This is a genomic window from Pseudomonas sp. PvP089, assembly GCF_017875165.1.
GTDB lineage: Bacteria > Pseudomonadota > Gammaproteobacteria > Pseudomonadales > Pseudomonadaceae > Aquipseudomonas > Aquipseudomonas fortuita.
Genome location: NZ_JAGGME010000001.1, coordinates 3179826 through 3199612 on the forward strand (window position 1 = coordinate 3179826; position 19787 = coordinate 3199612).

Below are 19787 nucleotides of genomic sequence, written 5' to 3' on the forward strand. Positions count from 1 at the left end.
CAGAAGGGGAGCGCGAGCATGAACAAAAAGACTCGCCCTGCTTACTTGGGGGTATTGCTGGGAGTGGCGCTGATCGGCCTGGGCGTGGCGTATGAAAAGCTCTGGTGCGATCCGCGCGAGCTGTTGCAGGAACCTGCCGACCCGCAGGCCCTGCACCGGCTCAGCCGGGACGGCGTGACCGTGGAGTTCGAGGCCCGGCCGCTGGCCGGGGGCGAGTTGAAGGAAGGCGCCTTCGCCAACATCCGCTTCAAGGTCAGCGACCAGACCAGCGGCCAGCCGCTGTCGGGCATGGCGCCGGGGGCGTGGATCGACCCGGCGCAGTCGGCCCCGACAGGCGACCGCAGCCAAAGCTGCAAGGCGCGGGTCGCGCTGTTTCTCAAGAGCAGCATCGGCGCCCGACCGCTGCTCGACCTGAACAGCTACTTCCTGTTGATGCTGAACAACGACGCCAGCCTGACGGTGATCGATCCGACCGTTTCGGTGGGCGGCGTGACCAGCACCATGGCCCGCATCGACCTGCCCGGTCGGCCAATGGACTGGGTGGCCACTGCCGACGACAAGCAAGTATTCGTGTCGATCCCCGAGCGCGGCAAGGTGGCGGTCATCGATACCGAAACCTTCACCCGCGTGGCCGACCTGGACGCCGGCGAGCAGCCGCTGCGCGTGGCCTTGCAACCCGACCAGCACCGGCTGTGGGTCGGCAACAACAGCAGTGACCCGGCCAAAGGTGGGGTGACGGTCATCGACGTGCCGGGGCGCACGCCTCTTAAAAGCTTCAACACCGGCACCGGGCATCACGAAATTGCCTTCAGCGCCGACTCGCGCTTTGCCTACGTCAGCAACCGCGACAGCGGTACCCTCAGCGTCATCGATATCCCGCAAATGCGCCTTGCCAAAACCATCAAGGTTGGCCCGCACCCGCTGTCGGTCAGCTACTCGGCGCTGTCCCAGGCCGTTTACGTGGTCGATGGCGAGGAAGGCAGCGTGCGGGTGTTCGATGCGCGCAGCCACCAGCTGCGCCACACGGTCAAGGCCGAGCAGGGCCTGGGGCCGATGCGTTTCAGCAGCGATGGCCGTTACGGTGTGGTGCTCAACACGCTTGAGAACCAGGCCCTGGTGATCGATGCCAGTACCGACAAGCTGATCCACCAGATTCCGGTGGCGGCCGAACCCTACCAACTGACCTTCACCAAGGCCTATGCCTATGTGCGCGGCCTGGCGTCCCCGAAAGTGACCATGATCAACCTGTCCAGCCTGGGCGAAGGGCGCTCGCCGATCGTTCAGGGCTTCGAGGCCGGCCCTGCAGCGCCGCGCCAGGCGGGTGACCTGCCATTGGCCCAGGGGTTGTCGGTGTCACGTGATGACAACTCGGTGTTCGTGGTCAACCCGGTGGACAACACCACCTACTTTTACGCCGAGGGCATGAATGCGCCGATGTCCGGTTACAACAACCGTGGTCATCAGGCCCGCGCCGCCATCGTCATCGACCGCAGCCTGCGCGAGGTGGCACCCGGGGTGTACGGCTCAACGGTAAAACTGCCCGCTGCCGGCAAATTTGACGTGGCTTTTCTGCTCAACCAGCCGCAGATCATCCACTGCTTCAGCGCCGATGTCGCCGAAGCGCCCAATGCCGGCAAGCGCAAGGGCGCGCACGCAGAGTTCATCGGCCTGGACCAACCGCTGCCGCAGCACAGCGCCATTACCGCTCGGGTACGCATCGTCGGTGATGACGGCCAACCGCGGCTGGGCCTCACTGACCTGAGCCTGCGCTACTTCCTGGCGCCGTCGTCCATGCCACGCAACCTGCAGTTGCTGGAGGTGGGGCAGGGTGTCTATCAGGCGGCCCTGACACTGCCCGAAGCCGGCGCCTGGTACCTGCATGTCCAGTCGCCATCGTTGGGACGCAAGTTTGCCGAAGAGAATTACACCAGCCTGCGCGTCCTGCCGGCCGCAGCGACCAACGCTTCCCGGACTGACATGAGGAGTGTGCGATGAACGCCAAGCATTCTTTCCAACTGCTGGCCCTGAGCCTGGCCCTTGCCAGCAACCTGGCCATGGCCCACGCCGGGCACGATCACAAAGGCCACGCCGAGCCGCCACCGGCGGCTCGCCAGGAAAAGACCAGTGTGCGCTTTGCCGACGTTTCCCTGCTGAACCAGGACGGCATGCCGGTACGCCTGGAGCAGGACCTGGTCAGTGATCACCTGGTGGTCATGGGCTTTATCTATACCAGCTGCACCACAGTGTGCCCGGTGGTGTCGTCGATCATGGGCAAGGTCCAGCAACAGCTGGGTGGCCGGGTAGGTGAGGAGATCAGCATGGTCTCGATCAGCGTCGACCCGCAGCGTGACGATGCCAAGCGCCTGCAGGATTACGCCAAGGCTTTCCAGAAGGGGCCGGGCTGGAGCTGGCTGACCGGCACCCCCTACGCCATCACCGAAACCCTCAAGGGCCTGGGCAGCTTCAGCGCCGACCTCAGCCAGCACCCGCCGCTGATCCTGGTGGGTGACGGGCGAAGCGGGCACTGGACGCGCTACTACGGCTTCACCGACCCAACGGTACTGATCGAAGAAATAAACCGTCTCAGCGCCCGTCGGGCGCACGCCAAAAGCACGGCCATTGCCGACCACCATGAGGTGCAACCATGAGCTCTGTAACCTCCCGCGGCGGCATGCGCGGTTTCGACTGGCTGGTGCTGGGCGGCTGCCTGTGGATTCTCGCTTCGGTGGCGTTCGCCCACGAAGGCCACGTGGAGCAGGCCCCCGAGCCGCAACCAGCCCCCCAGGCGATGACCAGTGGCGGCGGCACCCGCGATGCCCAGACCTGGTTCACCGATACCGTACTGAAGGACCAGAACGGCCGCGAGCTGCGTTTCTACAGTGATGTGCTCAAAGACAAGGTGGTGATGCTCAACGTGATCTTCACCCACTGCACCGACGCCTGCCCGTTGATCACCCGCAAGCTGCGCGAAGTGCGCCAGGCCATGGGGCCGCAACTGGCCAGCCAGGTGACCTTCGTGTCGATCAGCAGCGACCCGCTCAACGATACCCCGCAAGCACTCAAGGCGTTTGCCGAGAAACAGGGGGTGGATGGGCCGAACTGGTTGTTCCTGACCGGCGACAAAGCCAATGTCGACCTGGTGCTCGGCCGCATCGGCCAGTTCCTGCCCAGCCCAGAGCAGCATTCCACGCAGCTGATTGCCGGTGATGTGGCGGGCAAACGCTGGAGCAAGATCCGCCCGGATGCACCACCGGCAGCGATTGCCCAGCGCATGCAGTTACTGACCCAGCCTCTGGCAGGGCGGTGATTGCCATGCGCGCCTGGGCTCGCCGTGCCGGCCTCTTCGCGGGGCAAGCCCGCTCCCACAGTTTTTTCATAGCCCTCAGGCTTGTACTGATCCTGTGGGAGCGGGCTTGCCCCGCGAAGAGGCCGGCATGAACACTGCAAAATTTATGGTGTTGCTCGTCAGTGTCAGCCTCTGCAGTTCAGCCCTGGCCTTTGATCTCACTGCCAACGAACAAGCCGGCAAACGCCTCTACCGCGAAGGGGTCTCCAGCAGCGATGCACAATTGCAGGCCCGGGTCGGCGCCAGCGACATCAGTGTGCCCGCCAGCGTGCTGCCCTGCGCCAGCTGTCACGGCAACGACGGCCGTGGCCGCGCCGAAGGCGGCGTGCGCCCACCCAACCTGGACTGGCAACGCCTGGCACAAGGCCAGGGCGCACGCGAAGCCAACGGCCGCAGCTACCCGGCTTATACCGACCGCAGCCTGGCCAGGGCCATCCAGCAGGGTGTAGACCCGGCTGGCAACCGCCTGGACCCGGCCATGCCACGCTTCGAACTGACCATGGCCGACCAGCGCAACCTTACCGCCTACCTCAAGCGCCTGGCCGAGGAGCGCGACCCCGGCATAGAGGAGGGCGTACTGCGCCTGGGCACCTTGCTGCCTGCCTCCGGGCCGCTGGCCGAGGTCGGGCTGGTGGTACGCGCGGTGCTGGAAGACGGGCTGGCGCAACTCAATCAGCAAGGCGGCATTCACGGGCGGCGTCTGCAACTGGTCGTGCTGGACCCGGGTGAAGACCCGGCCAGCGCCGAGCAAGCCTTGCAGCAGGTGCTGGAGCAGGAGCGCGTGTTCGCCCTGATTTCGCCCTTGGCACCGATGCTCGACCTGCGTTTGGCCTCCTTGCTGGCACCGCAGAATGTGCCCCTGATCGGCAGCACCCCGCGCAGTGGTGGCAGCGCACAGATATTCGACCCACTGCCTGGCCTGCCTACGCAACTGCTGAGCCTGGCTGGCCACGCCCGAGCAGCCTTGGGCCTGGCACCGGGCGATTTGCGCGTGGTGTACGCCGGCAACGAGCAGGCAGCCGCGGCCGAGCAGGTACGCGAGCGGCTGTTGCAGCAAGGCTGGGCGCCCCCCACCATTGAGGCCTTCGATGGCAAGGCCGTGGAGGGGCAGGGAATTGTATTCCTGGGCCGCGCGCAGGCATTTGCCGAACTGGCGACGGCATTGCAGGCAGCAGGCCGCAAGCCGTACCTGTTCGCCGCGTCCAGCCAAGTGGCCAGCGCCGTGGCGCGCTTGCCCGAACAATGGTCGCAACGGGTGTTTCTGGCCTATCCCTATGTACCCGAAGACTGGACCGAGCAAGGCCTGGCTACCCTCGCCGGGCTACAGCAGCGCCAAGGTCTGGACCCACGCCAGGCGTCGTTGCAGGTCAATACCCTGTGCGCGTTGCGCCTGCTGAGCGAAGCGCTCAAGCAGATCGGCCGTGATGCCAGCCGCGAGCAACTGATTGGCGCACTGGAAGGCCTGCACGATGTGGCTACCGGCCTGACCCCGGCGCTGGGCTTTGGCCCCGGTCGCCGCCAGGGCATGGCCGGTGCCCATGTGGTGGCGGTGGCCCTGCCCGGGCCGCACTTCACCGCAGTCACCCCGTACCGGCCGGTGCCGGACAGCCCTTGAGCGGAGGTTGCCATGCGTAGTGTGCTGCTGTGCCTGTTGCTGGTAATGGCCGGGCCGAGCTGGGCCGATGTACCGGCGGCTCGGGTCAATGGCGTGGAGATCGGGTTGACGCGCCTGGAACGCTATTTCAGTGAGTACCTGGACGCCCAGGGCCGCGCGGTGACAAGCATCCGCAACCCGGGCCTGTACAAGCGCCTGCGCGATCAGGCCCTGGACGAACTGATCGACAAGGAGCTGCTGTGGCAGGAGGCGCGGCGCCAAGGCATCGTCATCAGCGACGAGCAGGTGTCGGCGCATGTCGGCGAGGTAGAAGCCGCGTTTGGCAGCCCGGCCATTTTCGAACGGCGTCTGGCGCAGGCGGGCTTCGATAGGGCACAGTACAGTGAATACACCCGGCGAGACATGGCGGCCCAGCAGGTGTATGCCCAGCTCAGCGCAGTCGAAGCACCGAGCCAGGCTGAAGTGCAGGCGTTCTATGATGCCAACCAGGAAAGACTGCAAGGAGCGCAGAACCAAAATGATAACCCTTCAGTCATACATGAACAGGGCCTGGCCTTGGCCAGGGCTGCGCTTGTCGATCAGCGGCAGGCGCAAGCGCGCCAGTCTGTGCGCCAACGTTTGCGTGCTTCGGCTACAGTTGAGATCGCGGACTGAGGCCCCTTATAGCGTTTCCCCCAATGCTGGGGATTTACGGTTTGGCAATGTGCCATCATTTTCCCCGCTTGTGGGGAACTGGGCGGGTGCGGCTACCTGCTGCGTATCAGATGCTGGCCAGCACCCTCAGCGAATCAATGAGTTACAACGGCGCAACATGACTTTTCACGCCTGGCACGAAGCCTGCTCAAGCCTTTACAAGGGCGCACTTCGCAGACCGGGTAACCGGGCAGTTCTTGGGAGTCGACCTTGGTGAACAGAGTATTGGTAGTCGATGACGAACAGACTCTTGCGCAGAACCTGCAAGCGTACCTGCAGGCGCAAGGCCTGGAAGTTCATGTTGCCCACGACGGTGCCAGTGGTATCGAGCAGGCTGAACGCCTGGTCCCACAAGTCATCGTGCTGGATTACCGCTTGCCCGACATGGAAGGTTTTCAGGTTCTAGAGGCTGTACGCAAGAACAGGCAGTGCCACTTCATGCTGATTACCGCCCACCCCACCGTCGAGGTGCGTGAGCGAGCCGCCGAGCTGGGTGTGAGCCATGTCCTGTTCAAGCCGTTTCCACTGGTGGAACTGGCCCGTGCGATCTTCGACCTGATGGGCATCGAGCGCCGGCGCAGGGCCACGGACAACCCGGCTGACGGGTTCGTCGAACGACGCCAGAACAGGAACGAATCGTTCCCCCTGCAGTTGTACGATGGAAGCTGGGTGTTGGCTGAGCGCCGGTGTAATGGCGGCAAGCCCCCGAGGCCCGACGACGATCAACTGCTCACAGGGGAATAGCGGCGCCCGCATCCCTGGCTGAGCCAGCCTGCGACGCGCCCCCTGAGCGGAGTCGCAGGCCATGCCAGAAGCATTCGATGCAACAGTCTCAGCCTACCCCCGCGACCTGCTGGCCCAGGCCCGCCTGCAAGCCAGCGACGAGCGCTTGCTCAGCTGCCTCGAGCGCCTTGCCTGCGACACCCCCGACACCTTCATCCAGCGCCTGGGCCTGACCCTGCACTACCCGGTACTGGCCAGCCACACCCTGCTGGCCAGCAGCCCGCGCTTTGACAAGGTCAGCCTCGCCGCGTGCCTGAAGCGCGAATTCGTGTTGATCGAGCAGGGCGGCCAGCTGTTGGGCGTTTTCGCCGACCCCTTCGACCCCGCCCGCCTGGCCTGGATCGACGATGTGCTGCAAGGTGCGCCGTTATACCTGGCGCACCCCGCCGAACTGGCCACGTTCCTGGCCCGCCATGAAGAAAGCTTCCACGCCGTGGACGCCCTTGACCATGACGCCGAGGCCAGCAGCGAAGGCGACCCGCTGCAGCGCCTGTCGCTGGCCAGCATCAGCGAAGACCAGAGCCGCGTGGTCAAGCTGGTCAACGCCACCCTGTACGACGCCCTCAAGCTGCACGCCAGCGACATCCACCTGGGCATGACCGGCCAGGGCCTGACCATCAAGTACCGCATCGACGGTGTGCTAAACGGCGCTGGCAAAGCCAGTGGCAGTGCCTTTGCCGACCAGGTCATCTCGCGCATCAAGGTCATGGCCGAACTGGACATCGGCGAAAAACGCGTGCCCCAGGACGGCCGCTTCAAGGTTGCCGTGGGCGACCGGCAGATCGACTTCCGTGTATCGATCATGCCTAGCATCTTTGGTGAAGATGCCGTACTGCGGGTGCTCGACAAGCAGGACTTGTCCGACCGGGTCAGTGGCGTGCAGTTGCAAGCCCTGGGCTTTGCCGACGAAACCCTGCGCGCCCTGCGCCGGCTGGCCGCTGAACCTTACGGCATGATCCTGGTGACCGGCCCCACCGGCAGCGGCAAGACCACCACCCTGTACGCCATGATCAGCGAGATCAACCATGGCGTAGACAAGATCATCACCATCGAAGACCCGGTCGAGTACCAGCTGCCCGGCGTGTTGCAGATCCCGGTCAACGAGAAGAAGGGCCTGACCTTCGCCCGCGGCCTGCGCTCGATCTTGCGTCACGACCCGGACAAGATCCTGGTCGGTGAGATCCGCGACCCGGACACCGCGCAAATTGCTGTGCAGTCGGCGCTGACCGGCCACCTGGTGTTCACCACCATCCACGCCAACAACGTGTTCGACGTGATTGGCCGCTTCAGCCAGATGCAGGTCGACCCCTACAGCTTCGTCTCCGCATTGAACGCAGTGTTGGCCCAGCGCCTGATCCGCCTGGCTTGCCCGCATTGCTCCAGCCCCTGCGAAGTGGATGACGACACCCTGTATGGCTCGGGCCTGAGCCGTGAAGGCGTGGCCGGCTGGAGGTTCGTTCGCGTGCAGGGTTGCGGCCAGTGCCGTGGCAGTGGCTTTCGCGGCCGCAGCGCGATCGCGGAACTGCTGCACCTGGATGACGACCTGCGGCAAATGATTGTCGAGCGCCGCCCCCTGTCGCAAATCAAGACACTCGCCTGCCAGCGCGGCCTGCGCCTGCTGCGGGCCTCGGCCCTGGACCTGGTCCGCGACGGCCGCACCACCCTTGAGGAGATCAACCGTGTCACATTCATCTGATCGTTTCTGCGCTGTTTTGGGCGCCGAGGGTGTCGGCTTGGGTTGCTGGCACAAACACCAACACCAGTGGCTGGGCACCCGCGGGTTCAGTTGCGATGGCGCCCAGCCCGCCTGGGAACCCGCCGTCGACGCGCTGGCCGGTCTGTTGGCCGAGCACGCCGTACGTGGCGCCCAGTTGCGGGTGCTGCTGTCGGCCCGCTACAGCCGCTTCTGCCTGGTGCCATGGAGTGATGCCATCGGCCACCCGCGCGAGCTGGACGCCTACGCCCGGGCCTGCTTCGAAAACCTCTACGGCCAGCCGCTGGACGACTGGCGCATCGTGCTGTCGCCCGAGCCTGCCGGCGCCGCCCGCATCGCTACAGCGCTGCCCGACGCACTGCTGCAACGGTTGCAGGCGCTGGGCCGGGAAAGCCGCCTGAGCCTGCGCTCGGTGCAACCGTACCTGATGGCCGCCTACAACCGCTGCTCGCCACAGCTGCAGCAGGGCGACTTCCTGTTCGTGCTGGCCGAGCCGCGCCGCAGCGTGCTGTTGCTGGCTGCCGGCGGCGCCTGGCAGCAAGTGCTGACGCAAGGTTGCGCCGACAGCGACCAGGCCCTGCAAGCACTGATCGAGCGCACCTGCGAGCTGTATGGCGAGCACCTGCCGCGGGTGTACCTGCATGCCCCGGGCCGGGGCGACGTGCCGCAACTGGCGGCGGTGCAGCTGTGCCAGCCGGCCAGCGAAGCCGACCCCCTGTGCGCCATGTGGCGGGCGGTGGCCTGACATGCGCCGCCTTGAACTGGACTTCCAGCCCCGGCGCAGCGGCCCGCTGGCCTGGTCGCTGCTGGCCCTGGGCTGCGCCATGGTCGCCGGCCTGGTGCTGCTGCAACAGCAATTGCAGGCCGAGCAGGCAGACCTTGAGGCCAGCGTGCACAGCCTGGAGCTGCAACTGGGCCGCCGCCCGGCTACCACTGCCCCGCTAAGTACCGCTGCCAGCCGTGAGCAGACCGAGCGATTGGCACAGATGCGCAGTGTGTCGCAACAACTGCAACGCCCATGGCAGCAGCTGTTCGCCATGCTCGAAGCCTTGCCGCAAGACGATGTCGCGCTGCTTGGCCTGACCCCGGACGCGCGTAAAGGCCAGGTTCGCATCGCCGCTGAAGCACGCAACCTCGAGGCGATGCTGCAGTACCACCAGCGGCTGGAAGCCAGCGACGAGCTCAGCGATGTATCGCTGCTGAACCACGAGGTGTTGGCCGCGCAGCCTGAGCACCCGGTGCGCTTCACCCTCACTGCGACCTGGGAGACCGGCCATGCCCGCCCTTGAATCACTGAACAGCCTTATCCTTCAGGAACGCCTCCACCGCATCGGCCCGGTTGGCCTGGCTGCCGCCGCCGTGGGCCTGCTGGTGGTGGGTGTGGTGTGCGCCGGGGTGCTGCCGCAGTGGCAAAGCGTGCGCGAACTGCGCGCCACCGAAGCGGACGCCAGCGTCCAGGTCGAGCGGGTCAAGCGTGGCGAGGTGAAGATCGCCGTCAAGCCCGAGCAGCAAGCCCTCGACAGCCTTCGCCAGCAACTGCCGGGGCAGCCCCAGGCCAGCGAGCTGATCGAGCGCCTGTACCACCTGGCCAGCGCCGAGCACATCAGCCTGGCGCGCGGTGAGTACGCCCTGGGCATTGATCCCAAGACCCAGCTGGCGCGCTACCAGATCGTGCTGCCGGTGCGCGGCAGCTACCCGCAGATTCGCGGCTTTCTCAAAGGCCTGCTGAAGCAGCTGCCGACCTTGGTGCTGGAAGACCTTGAGCTGCAACGCAAACGCATCGGCGACAGCGAGCTGAATGCCCGCCTGCGCATGACCCTTTACCTGTCGAGGTCATGATGAACACACAACGTGCAGTGATCTGGGCCAGCTTTCTTGGCGTGAGCGCAGCCATCGCCTGGGCACCCGGGCACTGGTTCGGCCAGGAAGACAGCGTTGCGGCCTTCGCGGGCAAGTCGGATCGCCGCACCGCCGCTCCCACAGGCGTTGTGGGCAACGCCGAACCTGTGGCAGCGGCTTTAGCCGCGAAAGGGCCGGAACAGGCCTCCCGAGATCTGTTCCCAACCCAGCAATGGAGCAAACCCCAAGCCCTGGCCACCGTCACCGAACAACCCGTGGCTGTCGCGCCCATCGTGGCCGCAGCGCCGACCGCGCCGGCGCTACCGTTCCAGTTCATCGGCCGCATGGGTAACAACGACGATCTGCAGATCTTTCTGCAGAGCGGCGAAAAACTCTACGTCGTGCGCCAGGGCGACGTCATCGAAGACACCTATCGCCTCGATCGGGTATCGGCCAGTGAGCTGAACCTGGTCTACCTGCCTTTGCACCAGTCACAGACCTTGTCTGTCGGGAGCGCACCATGAAGTCGTCAAAGCTGTGCAAGCCTGCTCCGTTCCTGCTTTTGGCGTTGTGCGTGGCCATTGCCGGCTGCGGCTCCAGCGCGGTACGCAATGACAGCGACCAGTTGATGAAGGAGGGCCAGTACGAAGCTGGCATTGCCCGGCTGGAAGAGGCCCTGCGCGATGACCCGCGTGACACCGAGCTGAACATCGCCCTGGCCCACAGCCGCCAGGCCGCCGTGGAGGCACTGCTGACCCAGGCCGATGCCGACCGCATCCGCCATGACTTTGCCAACGCCCGCATGGGCTATGGCCGGGTGCTGACCCTGGAGCCGAACAACCGCCGTGCCCAGGAAGGTACGCGCCAGCTGGAGCTGATCCGAACCCTGGACGAGCGCGTGGCCCTGGGCCAGGCAGCATTGCGCCAGGGCGACCTGTTCGGCGCCGAGCGCTACATGCGCGAAGTGCTGCGCCTGGACCCGCAAAACCAGAAGGGCATTGCCCTGCGCAGCGACATCGAGAACGTCCAGGCGCGCACCGCGCAGCCCTTTCCGCAGCTGCGCAGCAAGCTGGATCGGCCGGTTACCCTGGAATTTCGCGATGCCAACCTGAAGACCATTTTCGAAGTGCTGTCCCAGGTTGCCGGCATCAATTTCATCTTCGACAAAGACCTGCGCCCGGACATGAAGGCCACCATCTTCGTGCGTGAAGTGCGTATCGAGGACGCGGTGGCGCTGCTGCTGGAGCAAAACCAGTTGCGCCAGAAGATCGTCAATGACAACACCCTGATGGTCTACCCCGACTCGCCGCAGAAGACCAAGGACTACCAGGAACTGGTCATGCGCACCTTCTACCTCACCAGCATCGACGCCAACACCGCGCTGAACATGGTCAAGACCATGCTCAAGACCCGCGACGTGTTCGTGGACGAGCGCCTCAACACCCTGACCATGCGCGACACCCCCGATGCCGTGCGCATGGCCGAGAAGTTGCTGCAGTCGCAGGACCAGTCCAACCCCGAGGTGGTACTGGAGGTGGAGGTGATGGAAGTGGCTACCTCGCGCATCCTCGACCTTGGCCTGCAGTGGCCCAACACCTTCGGCGTGCTGACGTCCGACGGCAAGTCGGTGAGCGTGCTCGACCAGCTGCGCGGCATCGATTCCAGCCGCATCAGCATCTCGCCGGCACCACAGGCCAAGATCAACGCCCAGGACAAGGACATCAATACCCTGGCCAGCCCGGTGATCCGCGTCAGCAACCGTGAGCAGGCACGCATTCACATCGGCCAGCGCGTGCCGATCATCAGCGCCACGTCGGTGCCGTCCACCCAGGGCCCGGTGATTACCGAAAGTGTCACCTACCTGGACGTGGGCCTGAAGCTTGAAGTGCAGCCCACCGTGCACCTGAACAACGAAGTGGCGATCAAGGTGGCCCTGGAAGTCAGCAACGCCACCCCGCTGGAGGCTACCCGCCAGGGCACCATCCCGGTTCAGGTCGATACCCGCAATGCCCAGACCACCCTGCGCCTGCACGATGGCGAAACCCAGGTATTGGCCGGCCTCGTGCGCAACGACCACAACGCCAGCGGCAACAAGATCCCGGGGCTGGGAGATATCCCCGGCCTGGGCCGGCTGTTCGGCAGCAACAAGGACGACATGAGCAAGTCTGAGCTGGTGCTGGCGATCACCCCGCGCATCGTACGCAACCTGCCGTACCAGAGCCCGTCGGACATGGAGTTTTCCACCGGTACCGAGTCGGCCATGCAGGTGCGCCAGATGGCACCGCTACCGCCGATGGAGGTGCCCGGCAATGCGCCGGCCACCGACGCGCCCGTGGTCGACAGCCAGATGGCGGTCGCCCCGGTCAACGGCAGCCCACGGCCATGAAAGCGCGCCGCCACCTGCAGGGTTTCAGCCTGATCGAAGTGGTGCTGACCCTGGCACTGCTCGGGCTGCTGGCCAGCATGGCCGCGCCGTTGACCGAAACCGTGGTCCGCCGTGGCAAGGAGCAGCAACTGCGCGAGGCGCTGTACCAGATACGCGATGCCATCGATGCCTACAAGCGGGCGTTCGATGCTGGCTACATCGAAAAGCGCCTGGACGCCAGTGGCTATCCGCCGAACCTGCAGGTACTGGTGGACGGTGTGCGCGATGTGCGCAGTGCCAAGGGCGCCAAGTTCTACTTTCTGCGGCGCATCCCGCATGACCCGCTGCTGGCGGCCAAGGATGAAGACCAAGGCGGCTGGGGCCTGCGCGCCTACGACAGCAGCCCCGACAGCCCGCGTGAAGGCGAAGACGTGTTCGACGTGTATTCCAGGGCCCGCGGCAAAGGCCTCAACAACATTCCCTACGGGCAATGGTGACAGCCATGAAACGCAGCAAAGGCTTCACCCTGATCGAACTGCTGGTGGTCATGGCGATCATCGCCACGCTGCTGACCATTGCCATGCCGCGCTACTTCAACAGCCTGGAAAGCTCCCGCGAAGCCACCCTGCGCCAAAGCCTGGCGGTGCTGCGCGAGTCACTTGACCACTACTACGGCGACACCGGCCACTACCCAGACTCGCTGGAGCAGTTGGTGGAGCAACGTTACCTGCGCAACACCCCGGTCGACCCGATCACCGAGCGCAGCGATGCCTGGCAACTGGTGCCACCGCCCGAAGGCGTGGCCGGCGGCGTGGCGGATATCAAGAGCGGTGCCACAGGGAGGGCGCGTGATGGCAGCCTCTTCGCTGAATGGTAAGGCCGATCGCGGCTTCACCTACCTGGGTGTGCTGCTGCTGATTGCGGTCAGCAGCGTGGCCCTGGCCGCCACTGGCACGATCTGGGCCAGCGCCGCCCAGCGTGATCGCGAGCGCCAGCTGCTGTGGGTGGGCAGCCAGTACGCCCAGGCCTTGCGCAGCTACTACCGTGCCTCGCCGGGCCTGGCCCAGTACCCGCAGGCGCTGGCCGACCTGCTGCAGGACAACCGCTTTCCGCAGGCCCAGCGGCACATTCGTCGGCTGTACCCCGACCCCATCACCAACAGCGACGAGTGGGGCCTGCTGCGCTCGATCGACGGCCGCATCACCGGGGTGCACAGCCGCTCGGACGCTACCCCGTTCAAGCGCAGTGGCTTCAGCGCCGAATGGAGTGGTTTTGAAGGGCTGGAGCACTACAGCGACTGGCAGTTCGTTGCCGAGCAGGCGTTTACCGACAGTGCAGGCGGCGTGCAGACCCATGCAGGCCCGGGAGATACGCCATGAGCCGCCTGGCTGCGTTATGCCTGAGCCTGCTGCTGATGGCGGGGCTGGCCACCTCGGCCAAGGCGGGTGTTGAAGACGAGATGCAGGGTTTTATCGTCGACAACACCATCTCGCACATCGGCCACGACTTTTACTACTACTTCGCCGACCGCCTGCGTGCCACCAGCCGCCTGGACTTCAACCTGGTGGTACGCGAACGCCCGGATGCCCGCTGGGGCAGCCTGGTCACCGTGGAGTTCGAGCGTGAGGTGATGTACCGCCGCTTTCTGCCACCGAACACCACCGAGCTCAAAGACGAGGCCGTGGCAGCCGCCGACCTGGTCAAGCAGCAAATCATTCAACGCAAGCTGCAACGCCTGCTACAGGACACCACTGACTTGGAGAGGGACGAGCTATGAACCACCGCATTCCACGTTGCATTGCCGCCTGCCTGCTGGCCAGCGCTTGCGCTGCCCAGGCCACCGAGCTGGTGTACACCCCGGTCAACCCGGCCTTTGGCGGCAACCCGTTGAACGGCACCTGGCTGCTGAACAACGCCCAGGCGCAGAACGACTACGACGACCCCGACCTCAAGGACCGTGCCTCGGCCTTTACCGGCACCACGGCCCTGGAGCGCTTCAGCAACCAGCTGGAGTCGCGGATGTTGTCGCAGTTGCTGGACAACATCAGTAACGGCAGCACCGGCAGCATGGCGACCGACGCGTTTCTCATCGACGTCATCGACGATTCCGGGGCCTTGAGCATCAAGGTCACCGATCGTGCCACAGGCGAGATTTCGATCATTGAGGTCAGCGGCCTGAACCCCTGAGAGGGAAGGGCTTTTATGTTGGGGAGAGAACACCATGAAACGTCTGCTGAGCACGCTGCTGATCCTCACCGCCCTGGGCCTGCAAAGTGGTTGCAGCCTGCGCGAACCCATGTCGGCCGAACAGGACTCGGAAACCCCGACCCTGACCCCACGCGCCTCGACTTACTACGACCTGATCAACATGCCACGGCCCAAAGGCCGGCTGATGGCAGTGGTGTATGGCTTCCGTGACCAGACCGGGCAGTACAAACCCACCCCGGCCAGTTCGTTCTCCACCAGTGTCACCCAGGGTGCAGCCAGCATGCTGATGGATGCCTTGAGTGCCAGTGGCTGGTTCGTGGTGCTGGAGCGTGAAGGGCTGCAGAACCTGCTGACCGAGCGCAAGATCATCCGTGCTTCGCAGAAAAAGCCGGATGTAGCGGAAAACATCATGGGCGAACTGCCACCGCTGCAGGCCGCCAACCTGATGCTGGAGGGCGGCATCATCGCCTACGACACCAACGTGCGCAGCGGCGGCGAAGGCGCCCGCTACCTGGGGATAGACATTTCCCGCGAGTACCGGGTGGACCAGGTGACCGTGAACCTGCGCGCGGTGGATGTGCGCACCGGGCAGGTGCTGGCCAACGTGATGACCAGCAAGACCATCTATTCGGTCGGCCGCAGCGCCGGGGTGTTCAAGTTCATCGAGTTCAAGAAGCTGCTGGAAGCTGAGGTGGGCTATACCACCAACGAACCGGCACAGCTGTGCGTGCTGTCGGCGATTGAATCGGCGGTGGGGCACTTGCTGGCGCAAGGGATTGAACGGCGGCTGTGGCAGGTGGCGGGGGATGCGGGGCAGGGCAACGCTACGGTGGACAAGTTTCTGAGCCAGAATCAGCAGCCTTGACTGGCCTGACAGCCCCTGCGGCACCTGATAGAACTGCCAGTAGGCATCACTTTTTTCCTGTGAGCAAATAGCACCAACGCCTGTGACCTATCTGAATGTCCAGGCTGAGACTGTTTGGAAAAGGTGCTTGGTGATGCTGACTCGAATGTGGCTGCTGTTTTTAATCATTGGTAGTTTGGTCGGTTGCGGGGCGCACACGCCCTTTGTGCAGGCTCCCCGCCCAGTCGCACAGACCCAGTTATTGATAAGTGAAACAGCCAAGTCTCAGCAGTTGACCGCGCTGAACAAGCGCGGGGAGCAGGTAATCGCGCAACTCAAGGTTTGGTATGACTCCGTTACCGAAGACTGCGGCGGCCCTGATAAACCGAGTTACCTGTGCAGCGGTATCGAAATGCGTGCCACGGGCTTCAGCCCAGACTTTCTACCTTGGGACCCGAGCCAGAAGCACCTGGACAAAGGCGCCATCGCGTTTTCCTGGGCGCGCCGCGATACCAACTTTGGCAGGGCGGCGGAACGCTTCAATGGTTTTTTGTTTCCGCCACTGCAGGCCATCCCGCACAACAAGATTCGCGATCTTGAGGTGTTGTGCACGTTCCCAATAGATGGCGGAACGGACAACCGCGATACGGCGAACGGGTGCGGACCGCAAGACGGGTTTGAAGCCACCACCGATGCGTGCCAGAAAGTCGGTGTAACGGATGCCGATGCGTGGCTGGCAACGTACAGCGACGATGACATTGTGAAGTCCAGAGTCTGCGGATGGGACCTGCGCGAAGCCCCCGCTAACATGAAGGCGCAGTGGTTCGAGATGCCGATAAAAGTCAGGGCGGGGTTGAGCGCAGACGCATGGATGGGCTACAACGAGATTTTGCTCCCCGTATGGAAAGTTGGCGTGGGCGCAGACTTGCCTTTGTATGCATTTTTCTATGTGGAGGGGCAAACGCAAGCGGGATTGCTGGCGCAATTTGACCAGGTCCGTTATCACGCAGCTTATGGCCAGGCGGTTCCTGTCATCCGAATCAAGCTCCCTACGGCAAAGGACCAGGTCATGCAGTTTACCTACGATGAGGAAGACCAGGCGGTGGGAAGACCCATCGTCACCTCTGACGTTGATTTTGAATCCGAGCAGATCGGTGAGCGAAAAGAATTCAAAGTTGACGGATCGACATTCATATTGCATGGCACGGGGGAAGTCAGCGATGACTCGCACGGGGGCGGTGGAAGCTCGATAAGCGCAAAACATCTCAAGTTTGAAGGTTCAACCGAGATTTTACTGCCTGGTAACGGGCGTCGCCGCGTCAGTTACGACTGGGGCTGCAGTGATGTATGCACAAGAGATCTCTCGTTTACCGACAACCACAGGCTGCTGAATGACCGTGAAGGTATGCATTATGGATCGGATGAACTTACGGTCGACGGCCCTGAAATCCTGCACCTTTATATGGTTGAAGATGGCGAGAACCCGAGAATGGTCATAGACAACCTGAAAGTCACGCAGGCGCAAGCGCGATAACAGCCTTTATGTTGGTCGCACCGTGGGAAAGACCGCGAAGCAGCCGGTGCGGCCAACAGAAGTGTTACTACACATGCCCTAAGCTTGAAACCCTTCCCTGACCCCGGTAGTCTTTGCCCGCTGCTGTCAATCCAGCAGCCGGGTTTGGTAGCCCGCGATCAATCAAGGCGCACAAGCGCCCGCTCTGCGATACAGTTGGCGCTTTTTTGTGCCCGGCTGTTTCGTTTTATGGCGGCTGTGCGTAGGGCGCCTTCGTGCGCGCCGGTTTCCTTGATTCCCGGTCTACCAACCTGCGTACAGCCGTCACCCTTTCGTTTGGTAGCGATTTGTGGCGGCTCCAGTGAATCAAGGAGCGACACAATGACAAAAGGCTTACCTGATCCCCCCGCCCGCGCCACCACGGCGTCTTCCAGCTTCTCGACTTGCGAATGCAGCCATCCGCCGTTGTTTGCCGTGCGTTCTGGGGTGGACTACGAAGATGCGCTAGTGCACCTGTCCACGTTGCTGAAAGGGGCGTTTGCGACAAACCTCAAGGCGTTGGAATTGGCCAAGGGGACCTGTCGTGATCTGCTGTTGAGCAACGACCATGGGCTGGATTCGGCCAAGGCGGTGGTGGAGGCGCTGCTGGATGGGGTAGAGGGGCAACAGTTGACCGTGAAGGGGTTGAGGGCAAGCCCACTTTAAGCGGTAAAGCGCCGCTCTTAAGATCACGCGGTCTCTGAGCGGCCTCGTGTCGCGAACGGGCTGCAGAGCAGCCCCGGCGATATGTGCATGATGGCAGACATTCCGGGGCTGCTTTGCAGCCCGATTGCGACACAAGGGCACCCCCCCTCAACCCATCAACCAGATGACGCCCAGCTTTTTCTCCCGCACACTGCGGAAAATTCCCAAGCCCGTACCCCGCCACCTTGCAGGGCACAGCCGGAGAAGAAAATGGCGCGACAACTAATAACAAACGCCCACGACCCGCTGCATGAATCCCGCCAGGCCCGGCTGAAGCTGGCCAGCGAAGGCGAGCTGCCGCTGGGCATGCTGCGCGACGAGATCGACGCGTCGTGGCGCCGCAGCCTGGGCCATGGCCTGGATTGCCTGCAGGGTGAACAGGTCGGCCTGGGCCTGGCGCAGGGCCACGACCTGCGTATGCTGCTGGAGCGCAACCGCTTGCTGGTCGACGCCGTTACCCCGGAACTGGATTACCTGGTCGCGCGTCAGGGCAAGGCCGGTATCGTCATCCTCGGCGACGCCCAGGCCAATGTGCTGGCCATCGAAGGGCAGAAGCATGTGCTGCAACGCGAGGGCCTGCGCGACCTGCACCCGGGCAGTAGCTGGAGCGAGTCGCTGCGCGGCACCAATGCCATCGGCACGGCCGTTGTAGAAGGCCGCCCGACGCTGATCAACTGCGGCGAACACTACCTTGACCGCCTCAGCCCGTTTTCCTGCACCTCGGTCCCCCTGCGTGACCCGCGTGGTGAGGTGATCGGCGTGCTCGACATCACGCGCGAAGGGGTAATGGCGCAACCGCAGGACAGCCTGTCGACACTGATGCTGGCCGCCGGCAATATCGAGAGCCGCCTGTTCGGTTTGTGCTACCCAGAGCAACTGGTGCTGGCCTTCCACAGCCGCCCGCAATACCTCAACAGTGCCTGGCATGGCCTGCTGGCACTGAGCCTTGATGGCGAGGTGCTGGCTGCCAACGACAGTGCCTGCCAGTTGTTGCAGGTGCCGCGCCCCGAGCTGATTGGCCGGCGCAGTACGGACCTGCTCGGCGAACGCTCACCCGCGTTTATTGCGCGCCTGTGGCAGGGCGGGGTGAGCAGTGTGCAAACGGCCAAGGGCGAGTTCTACTTCCGTGCCCTGCAGTTGCCGCGCCATGGCCGGGTCAATGGCAGCACGCCGGCCAGCAAGCCGACGCTGGGCAAGCAGTCGCCGGCACTCGACGCCCTGGCCGGTGGTGACCCACGGTTGGCGCGCAACCTGCGCATGGCTCGCCAGGGGCTGGGCAATGGCCTGCCGGTGTTGCTGCTGGGCGAGACCGGTACCGGCAAGGAAGTGGTCGCCCGGGCCCTGCACCAGGCCAGCCCGCGCGCTGACAAACCGTTTGTGGCCGTGAATTGCGCCGCCATCCCCGAAGGGTTGATCGAGTCCGAGCTGTTCGGCTACCGCGAGGGCGCCTTCACAGGCTCCCGGCGGGGCGGCATGGTCGGGCGGTTGATGCAGGCTCATGGTGGCACGCTGTTCCTTGACGAAATCGGCGACATGCCGCTGGCCTTGCAGGCGCGCCTGCTGCGGGTATTGCAGGAACGCCGGGTGGCGCCGCTGGGGGCCGGCGACGAGCAGGACATTGATGTGGCGCTGATCTGCGCCACCCACCGCGACCTCAAACGCCTGGTACAGGAGCAGCACTTCCGCGAAGACCTGTACTACCGGGTCAACGGCGTATCACTGCGCTTGCCGGCGCTGCGCGAGCGCGATGACCTGGCGCAGATCATCCAGGGCCTGCTGGACAAGGCCGATGCCCGTGGCGTAACCCTGGACCCGGCACTGGCCGCGTTGCTCGAAGGCTTCGACTGGCCGGGTAACATTCGCCAGCTGGAAATGGTAGTGCGCACGGCGCTGGCCATGCGCGAGGACGGCGAGCAGGTGCTGACCCTGGACCACCTCACCGATTGCCTGCTGGACGAACTGGCCAGCGGCACGGCGCCCTCCGGCAGCCTGAAGGACAACGAACTGGAATTGATTCGCGGCGCCTTGGCGCGCCACCAGGGGAACGTTTCTGCCGCGGCCGAGGCACTGGGGATCAGCCGGGCGACGCTGTACCGCAAGCTCAAACAGTTGCGCGGCTGACC

General features: G+C 64.2%; 21 protein-coding genes. All 21 read left to right on the forward strand.

All coding sequences use genetic code 11. The features are described from left to right. Positions 1-18 precede the first annotated feature (18 nt). The 21 genes from J3A71_RS14570 (at position 19) to J3A71_RS14670 (ending at position 19785) form a co-directional block, all read left to right on the forward strand. Positions 19-1995 (forward strand): cytochrome D1 domain-containing protein, encoded by a 1977-nt coding sequence (locus J3A71_RS14570; protein WP_070087009.1) that lies wholly within the window; start codon positions 19-21, stop codon positions 1993-1995. Continuing rightward, the gene (locus J3A71_RS14575) at positions 1992-2648 is read left to right on the forward strand and encodes an SCO family protein (RefSeq protein WP_095115257.1); all 657 of its coding nucleotides are present in this window, start codon (positions 1992-1994) and stop codon (positions 2646-2648) included. Before J3A71_RS14570 ends, J3A71_RS14575 begins: the two co-directional genes overlap by 4 nt. After that, positions 2645-3307: an SCO family protein gene (locus J3A71_RS14580; RefSeq protein ID WP_060518133.1), complete on the forward strand. Its 663-nt coding sequence runs from the start codon at positions 2645-2647 to the stop codon at positions 3305-3307. Before J3A71_RS14575 ends, J3A71_RS14580 begins: the two co-directional genes overlap by 4 nt. 127 nt (positions 3308-3434) lie before the next feature. Further along, the gene (locus tag J3A71_RS14585) at positions 3435-4961 is read left to right on the forward strand and encodes an ABC transporter substrate-binding protein (protein WP_096426136.1); all 1527 of its coding nucleotides are present in this window, start codon (positions 3435-3437) and stop codon (positions 4959-4961) included. A 12-nt stretch (positions 4962-4973) separates the two neighbouring features. After that, positions 4974-5615, forward strand: coding sequence for a SurA N-terminal domain-containing protein (locus J3A71_RS14590; protein ID WP_096426135.1), 642 nt, complete (start codon positions 4974-4976; stop codon positions 5613-5615). Positions 5616-5864: 249 nt separating this feature from the next. After that, positions 5865-6398, forward strand: a complete 534-nt coding sequence (locus J3A71_RS14595; protein ID WP_016487349.1) for a response regulator — start codon at positions 5865-5867, stop codon at positions 6396-6398. Positions 6399-6459: 61 nt separating this feature from the next. Next, on the forward strand, positions 6460-8133 hold the full coding sequence (locus tag J3A71_RS14600; protein WP_016487348.1) for a GspE/PulE family protein: 1674 nt from the start codon (positions 6460-6462) through the stop codon (positions 8131-8133). Continuing rightward, positions 8117-8896, forward strand: a complete 780-nt coding sequence (locus J3A71_RS14605) for a hypothetical protein (RefSeq protein ID WP_070086652.1) — start codon at positions 8117-8119, stop codon at positions 8894-8896. The genes J3A71_RS14600 and J3A71_RS14605 overlap by 17 nt, the downstream gene beginning before the upstream one ends. A 1-nt stretch (position 8897) precedes the next feature. Beyond that, positions 8898-9440 carry a hypothetical protein gene (locus tag J3A71_RS14610; RefSeq protein ID WP_060517948.1) on the forward strand — a complete coding sequence of 181 codons (543 nt, stop codon included), beginning with the start codon at positions 8898-8900 and terminating at the stop codon, positions 9438-9440. Continuing rightward, the gene (gene pilO, locus J3A71_RS14615; protein ID WP_060517946.1) at positions 9427-9990 is read left to right on the forward strand and encodes a type 4a pilus biogenesis protein PilO; all 564 of its coding nucleotides are present in this window, start codon (positions 9427-9429) and stop codon (positions 9988-9990) included. The genes J3A71_RS14610 and pilO overlap by 14 nt, the downstream gene beginning before the upstream one ends. Continuing rightward, entirely contained in the window at positions 9990-10514 is a 525-nt protein-coding gene (locus J3A71_RS14620) for a hypothetical protein (protein WP_060517944.1), read from the forward strand. Before pilO ends, J3A71_RS14620 begins: the two co-directional genes overlap by 1 nt. Continuing rightward, a complete protein-coding gene (locus J3A71_RS14625; protein ID WP_023049215.1) occupies positions 10511-12376 on the forward strand; it encodes a secretin N-terminal domain-containing protein in 1866 nt (621 codons plus the stop codon). The genes J3A71_RS14620 and J3A71_RS14625 overlap by 4 nt, the downstream gene beginning before the upstream one ends. Continuing rightward, on the forward strand, positions 12373-12852 hold the full coding sequence (locus tag J3A71_RS14630) for a type II secretion system protein (RefSeq protein ID WP_016487343.1): 480 nt from the start codon (positions 12373-12375) through the stop codon (positions 12850-12852). The genes J3A71_RS14625 and J3A71_RS14630 overlap by 4 nt, the downstream gene beginning before the upstream one ends. Before the next feature lie 5 nt (positions 12853-12857). After that, on the forward strand, positions 12858-13232 hold the full coding sequence (locus J3A71_RS14635) for a type II secretion system protein (protein WP_043197484.1): 375 nt from the start codon (positions 12858-12860) through the stop codon (positions 13230-13232). After that, positions 13207-13734, forward strand: a complete 528-nt coding sequence (locus tag J3A71_RS14640; protein WP_060517942.1) for a type II secretion system protein — start codon at positions 13207-13209, stop codon at positions 13732-13734. Before J3A71_RS14635 ends, J3A71_RS14640 begins: the two co-directional genes overlap by 26 nt. Then, positions 13731-14132, forward strand: coding sequence for a curli production assembly/transport protein CsgE (gene csgE / locus J3A71_RS14645; protein WP_016487340.1), 402 nt, complete (start codon positions 13731-13733; stop codon positions 14130-14132). Before J3A71_RS14640 ends, csgE begins: the two co-directional genes overlap by 4 nt. Further along, entirely contained in the window at positions 14129-14542 is a 414-nt protein-coding gene (locus J3A71_RS14650; RefSeq protein WP_016487339.1) for a curli assembly protein CsgF, read from the forward strand. Before csgE ends, J3A71_RS14650 begins: the two co-directional genes overlap by 4 nt. A 34-nt stretch (positions 14543-14576) precedes the next feature. Next, a complete protein-coding gene (locus tag J3A71_RS14655) occupies positions 14577-15428 on the forward strand; it encodes a CsgG/HfaB family protein (RefSeq protein WP_016487338.1) in 852 nt (283 codons plus the stop codon). Between the two features lie 133 nt (positions 15429-15561). After that, positions 15562-16941 carry a hypothetical protein gene (locus tag J3A71_RS14660; protein WP_095115269.1) on the forward strand — a complete coding sequence of 460 codons (1380 nt, stop codon included), beginning with the start codon at positions 15562-15564 and terminating at the stop codon, positions 16939-16941. A 444-nt stretch (positions 16942-17385) separates the two neighbouring features. Next, on the forward strand, positions 17386-17625 hold the full coding sequence (locus J3A71_RS14665; RefSeq protein WP_024717550.1) for a hypothetical protein: 240 nt from the start codon (positions 17386-17388) through the stop codon (positions 17623-17625). Positions 17626-17874: 249 nt separating this feature from the next. Then, on the forward strand, positions 17875-19785 hold the full coding sequence (locus J3A71_RS14670) for a sigma-54-dependent Fis family transcriptional regulator (RefSeq protein ID WP_209952981.1): 1911 nt from the start codon (positions 17875-17877) through the stop codon (positions 19783-19785). Positions 19786-19787: the final 2 nt, after the last annotated feature.

Bases quoted from the DNA above. Each gene is read 5' to 3' on its own strand.
- J3A71_RS14600 (WP_016487348.1), top strand. From the start codon at position 6,460: ATGCCAGAAGCATTCGATGCAACAGTCTCAGCCTACCCCCGCGACCTG.
- J3A71_RS14635 (WP_043197484.1), top strand. From the start codon at position 12,858: ATGAAACGCAGCAAAGGCTTCACCCTGATCGAACTGCTGGTGGTCATG.
- J3A71_RS14660 (WP_095115269.1), top strand. From the start codon at position 15,562: ATGCTGACTCGAATGTGGCTGCTGTTTTTAATCATTGGTAGTTTGGTC.
- J3A71_RS14655 (WP_016487338.1), top strand. From the start codon at position 14,577: ATGAAACGTCTGCTGAGCACGCTGCTGATCCTCACCGCCCTGGGCCTG.
- J3A71_RS14570 (WP_070087009.1), top strand. From the start codon at position 19: ATGAACAAAAAGACTCGCCCTGCTTACTTGGGGGTATTGCTGGGAGTG.
- J3A71_RS14670 (WP_209952981.1), top strand. From the start codon at position 17,875: ATGGCGCGACAACTAATAACAAACGCCCACGACCCGCTGCATGAATCC.
- J3A71_RS14625 (WP_023049215.1), top strand. From the start codon at position 10,511: ATGAAGTCGTCAAAGCTGTGCAAGCCTGCTCCGTTCCTGCTTTTGGCG.
- J3A71_RS14650 (WP_016487339.1), top strand. From the start codon at position 14,129: ATGAACCACCGCATTCCACGTTGCATTGCCGCCTGCCTGCTGGCCAGC.
- J3A71_RS14620 (WP_060517944.1), top strand. From the start codon at position 9,990: ATGAACACACAACGTGCAGTGATCTGGGCCAGCTTTCTTGGCGTGAGC.
- csgE (WP_016487340.1), top strand. From the start codon at position 13,731: ATGAGCCGCCTGGCTGCGTTATGCCTGAGCCTGCTGCTGATGGCGGGG.
- J3A71_RS14590 (WP_096426135.1), top strand. From the start codon at position 4,974: ATGCGTAGTGTGCTGCTGTGCCTGTTGCTGGTAATGGCCGGGCCGAGC.
- J3A71_RS14585 (WP_096426136.1), top strand. From the start codon at position 3,435: ATGAACACTGCAAAATTTATGGTGTTGCTCGTCAGTGTCAGCCTCTGC.
- J3A71_RS14640 (WP_060517942.1), top strand. From the start codon at position 13,207: ATGGCAGCCTCTTCGCTGAATGGTAAGGCCGATCGCGGCTTCACCTAC.
- J3A71_RS14575 (WP_095115257.1), top strand. From the start codon at position 1,992: ATGAACGCCAAGCATTCTTTCCAACTGCTGGCCCTGAGCCTGGCCCTT.
- J3A71_RS14580 (WP_060518133.1), top strand. From the start codon at position 2,645: ATGAGCTCTGTAACCTCCCGCGGCGGCATGCGCGGTTTCGACTGGCTG.
- J3A71_RS14610 (WP_060517948.1), top strand. From the start codon at position 8,898: ATGCGCCGCCTTGAACTGGACTTCCAGCCCCGGCGCAGCGGCCCGCTG.
- J3A71_RS14630 (WP_016487343.1), top strand. From the start codon at position 12,373: ATGAAAGCGCGCCGCCACCTGCAGGGTTTCAGCCTGATCGAAGTGGTG.
- pilO (WP_060517946.1), top strand. From the start codon at position 9,427: ATGCCCGCCCTTGAATCACTGAACAGCCTTATCCTTCAGGAACGCCTC.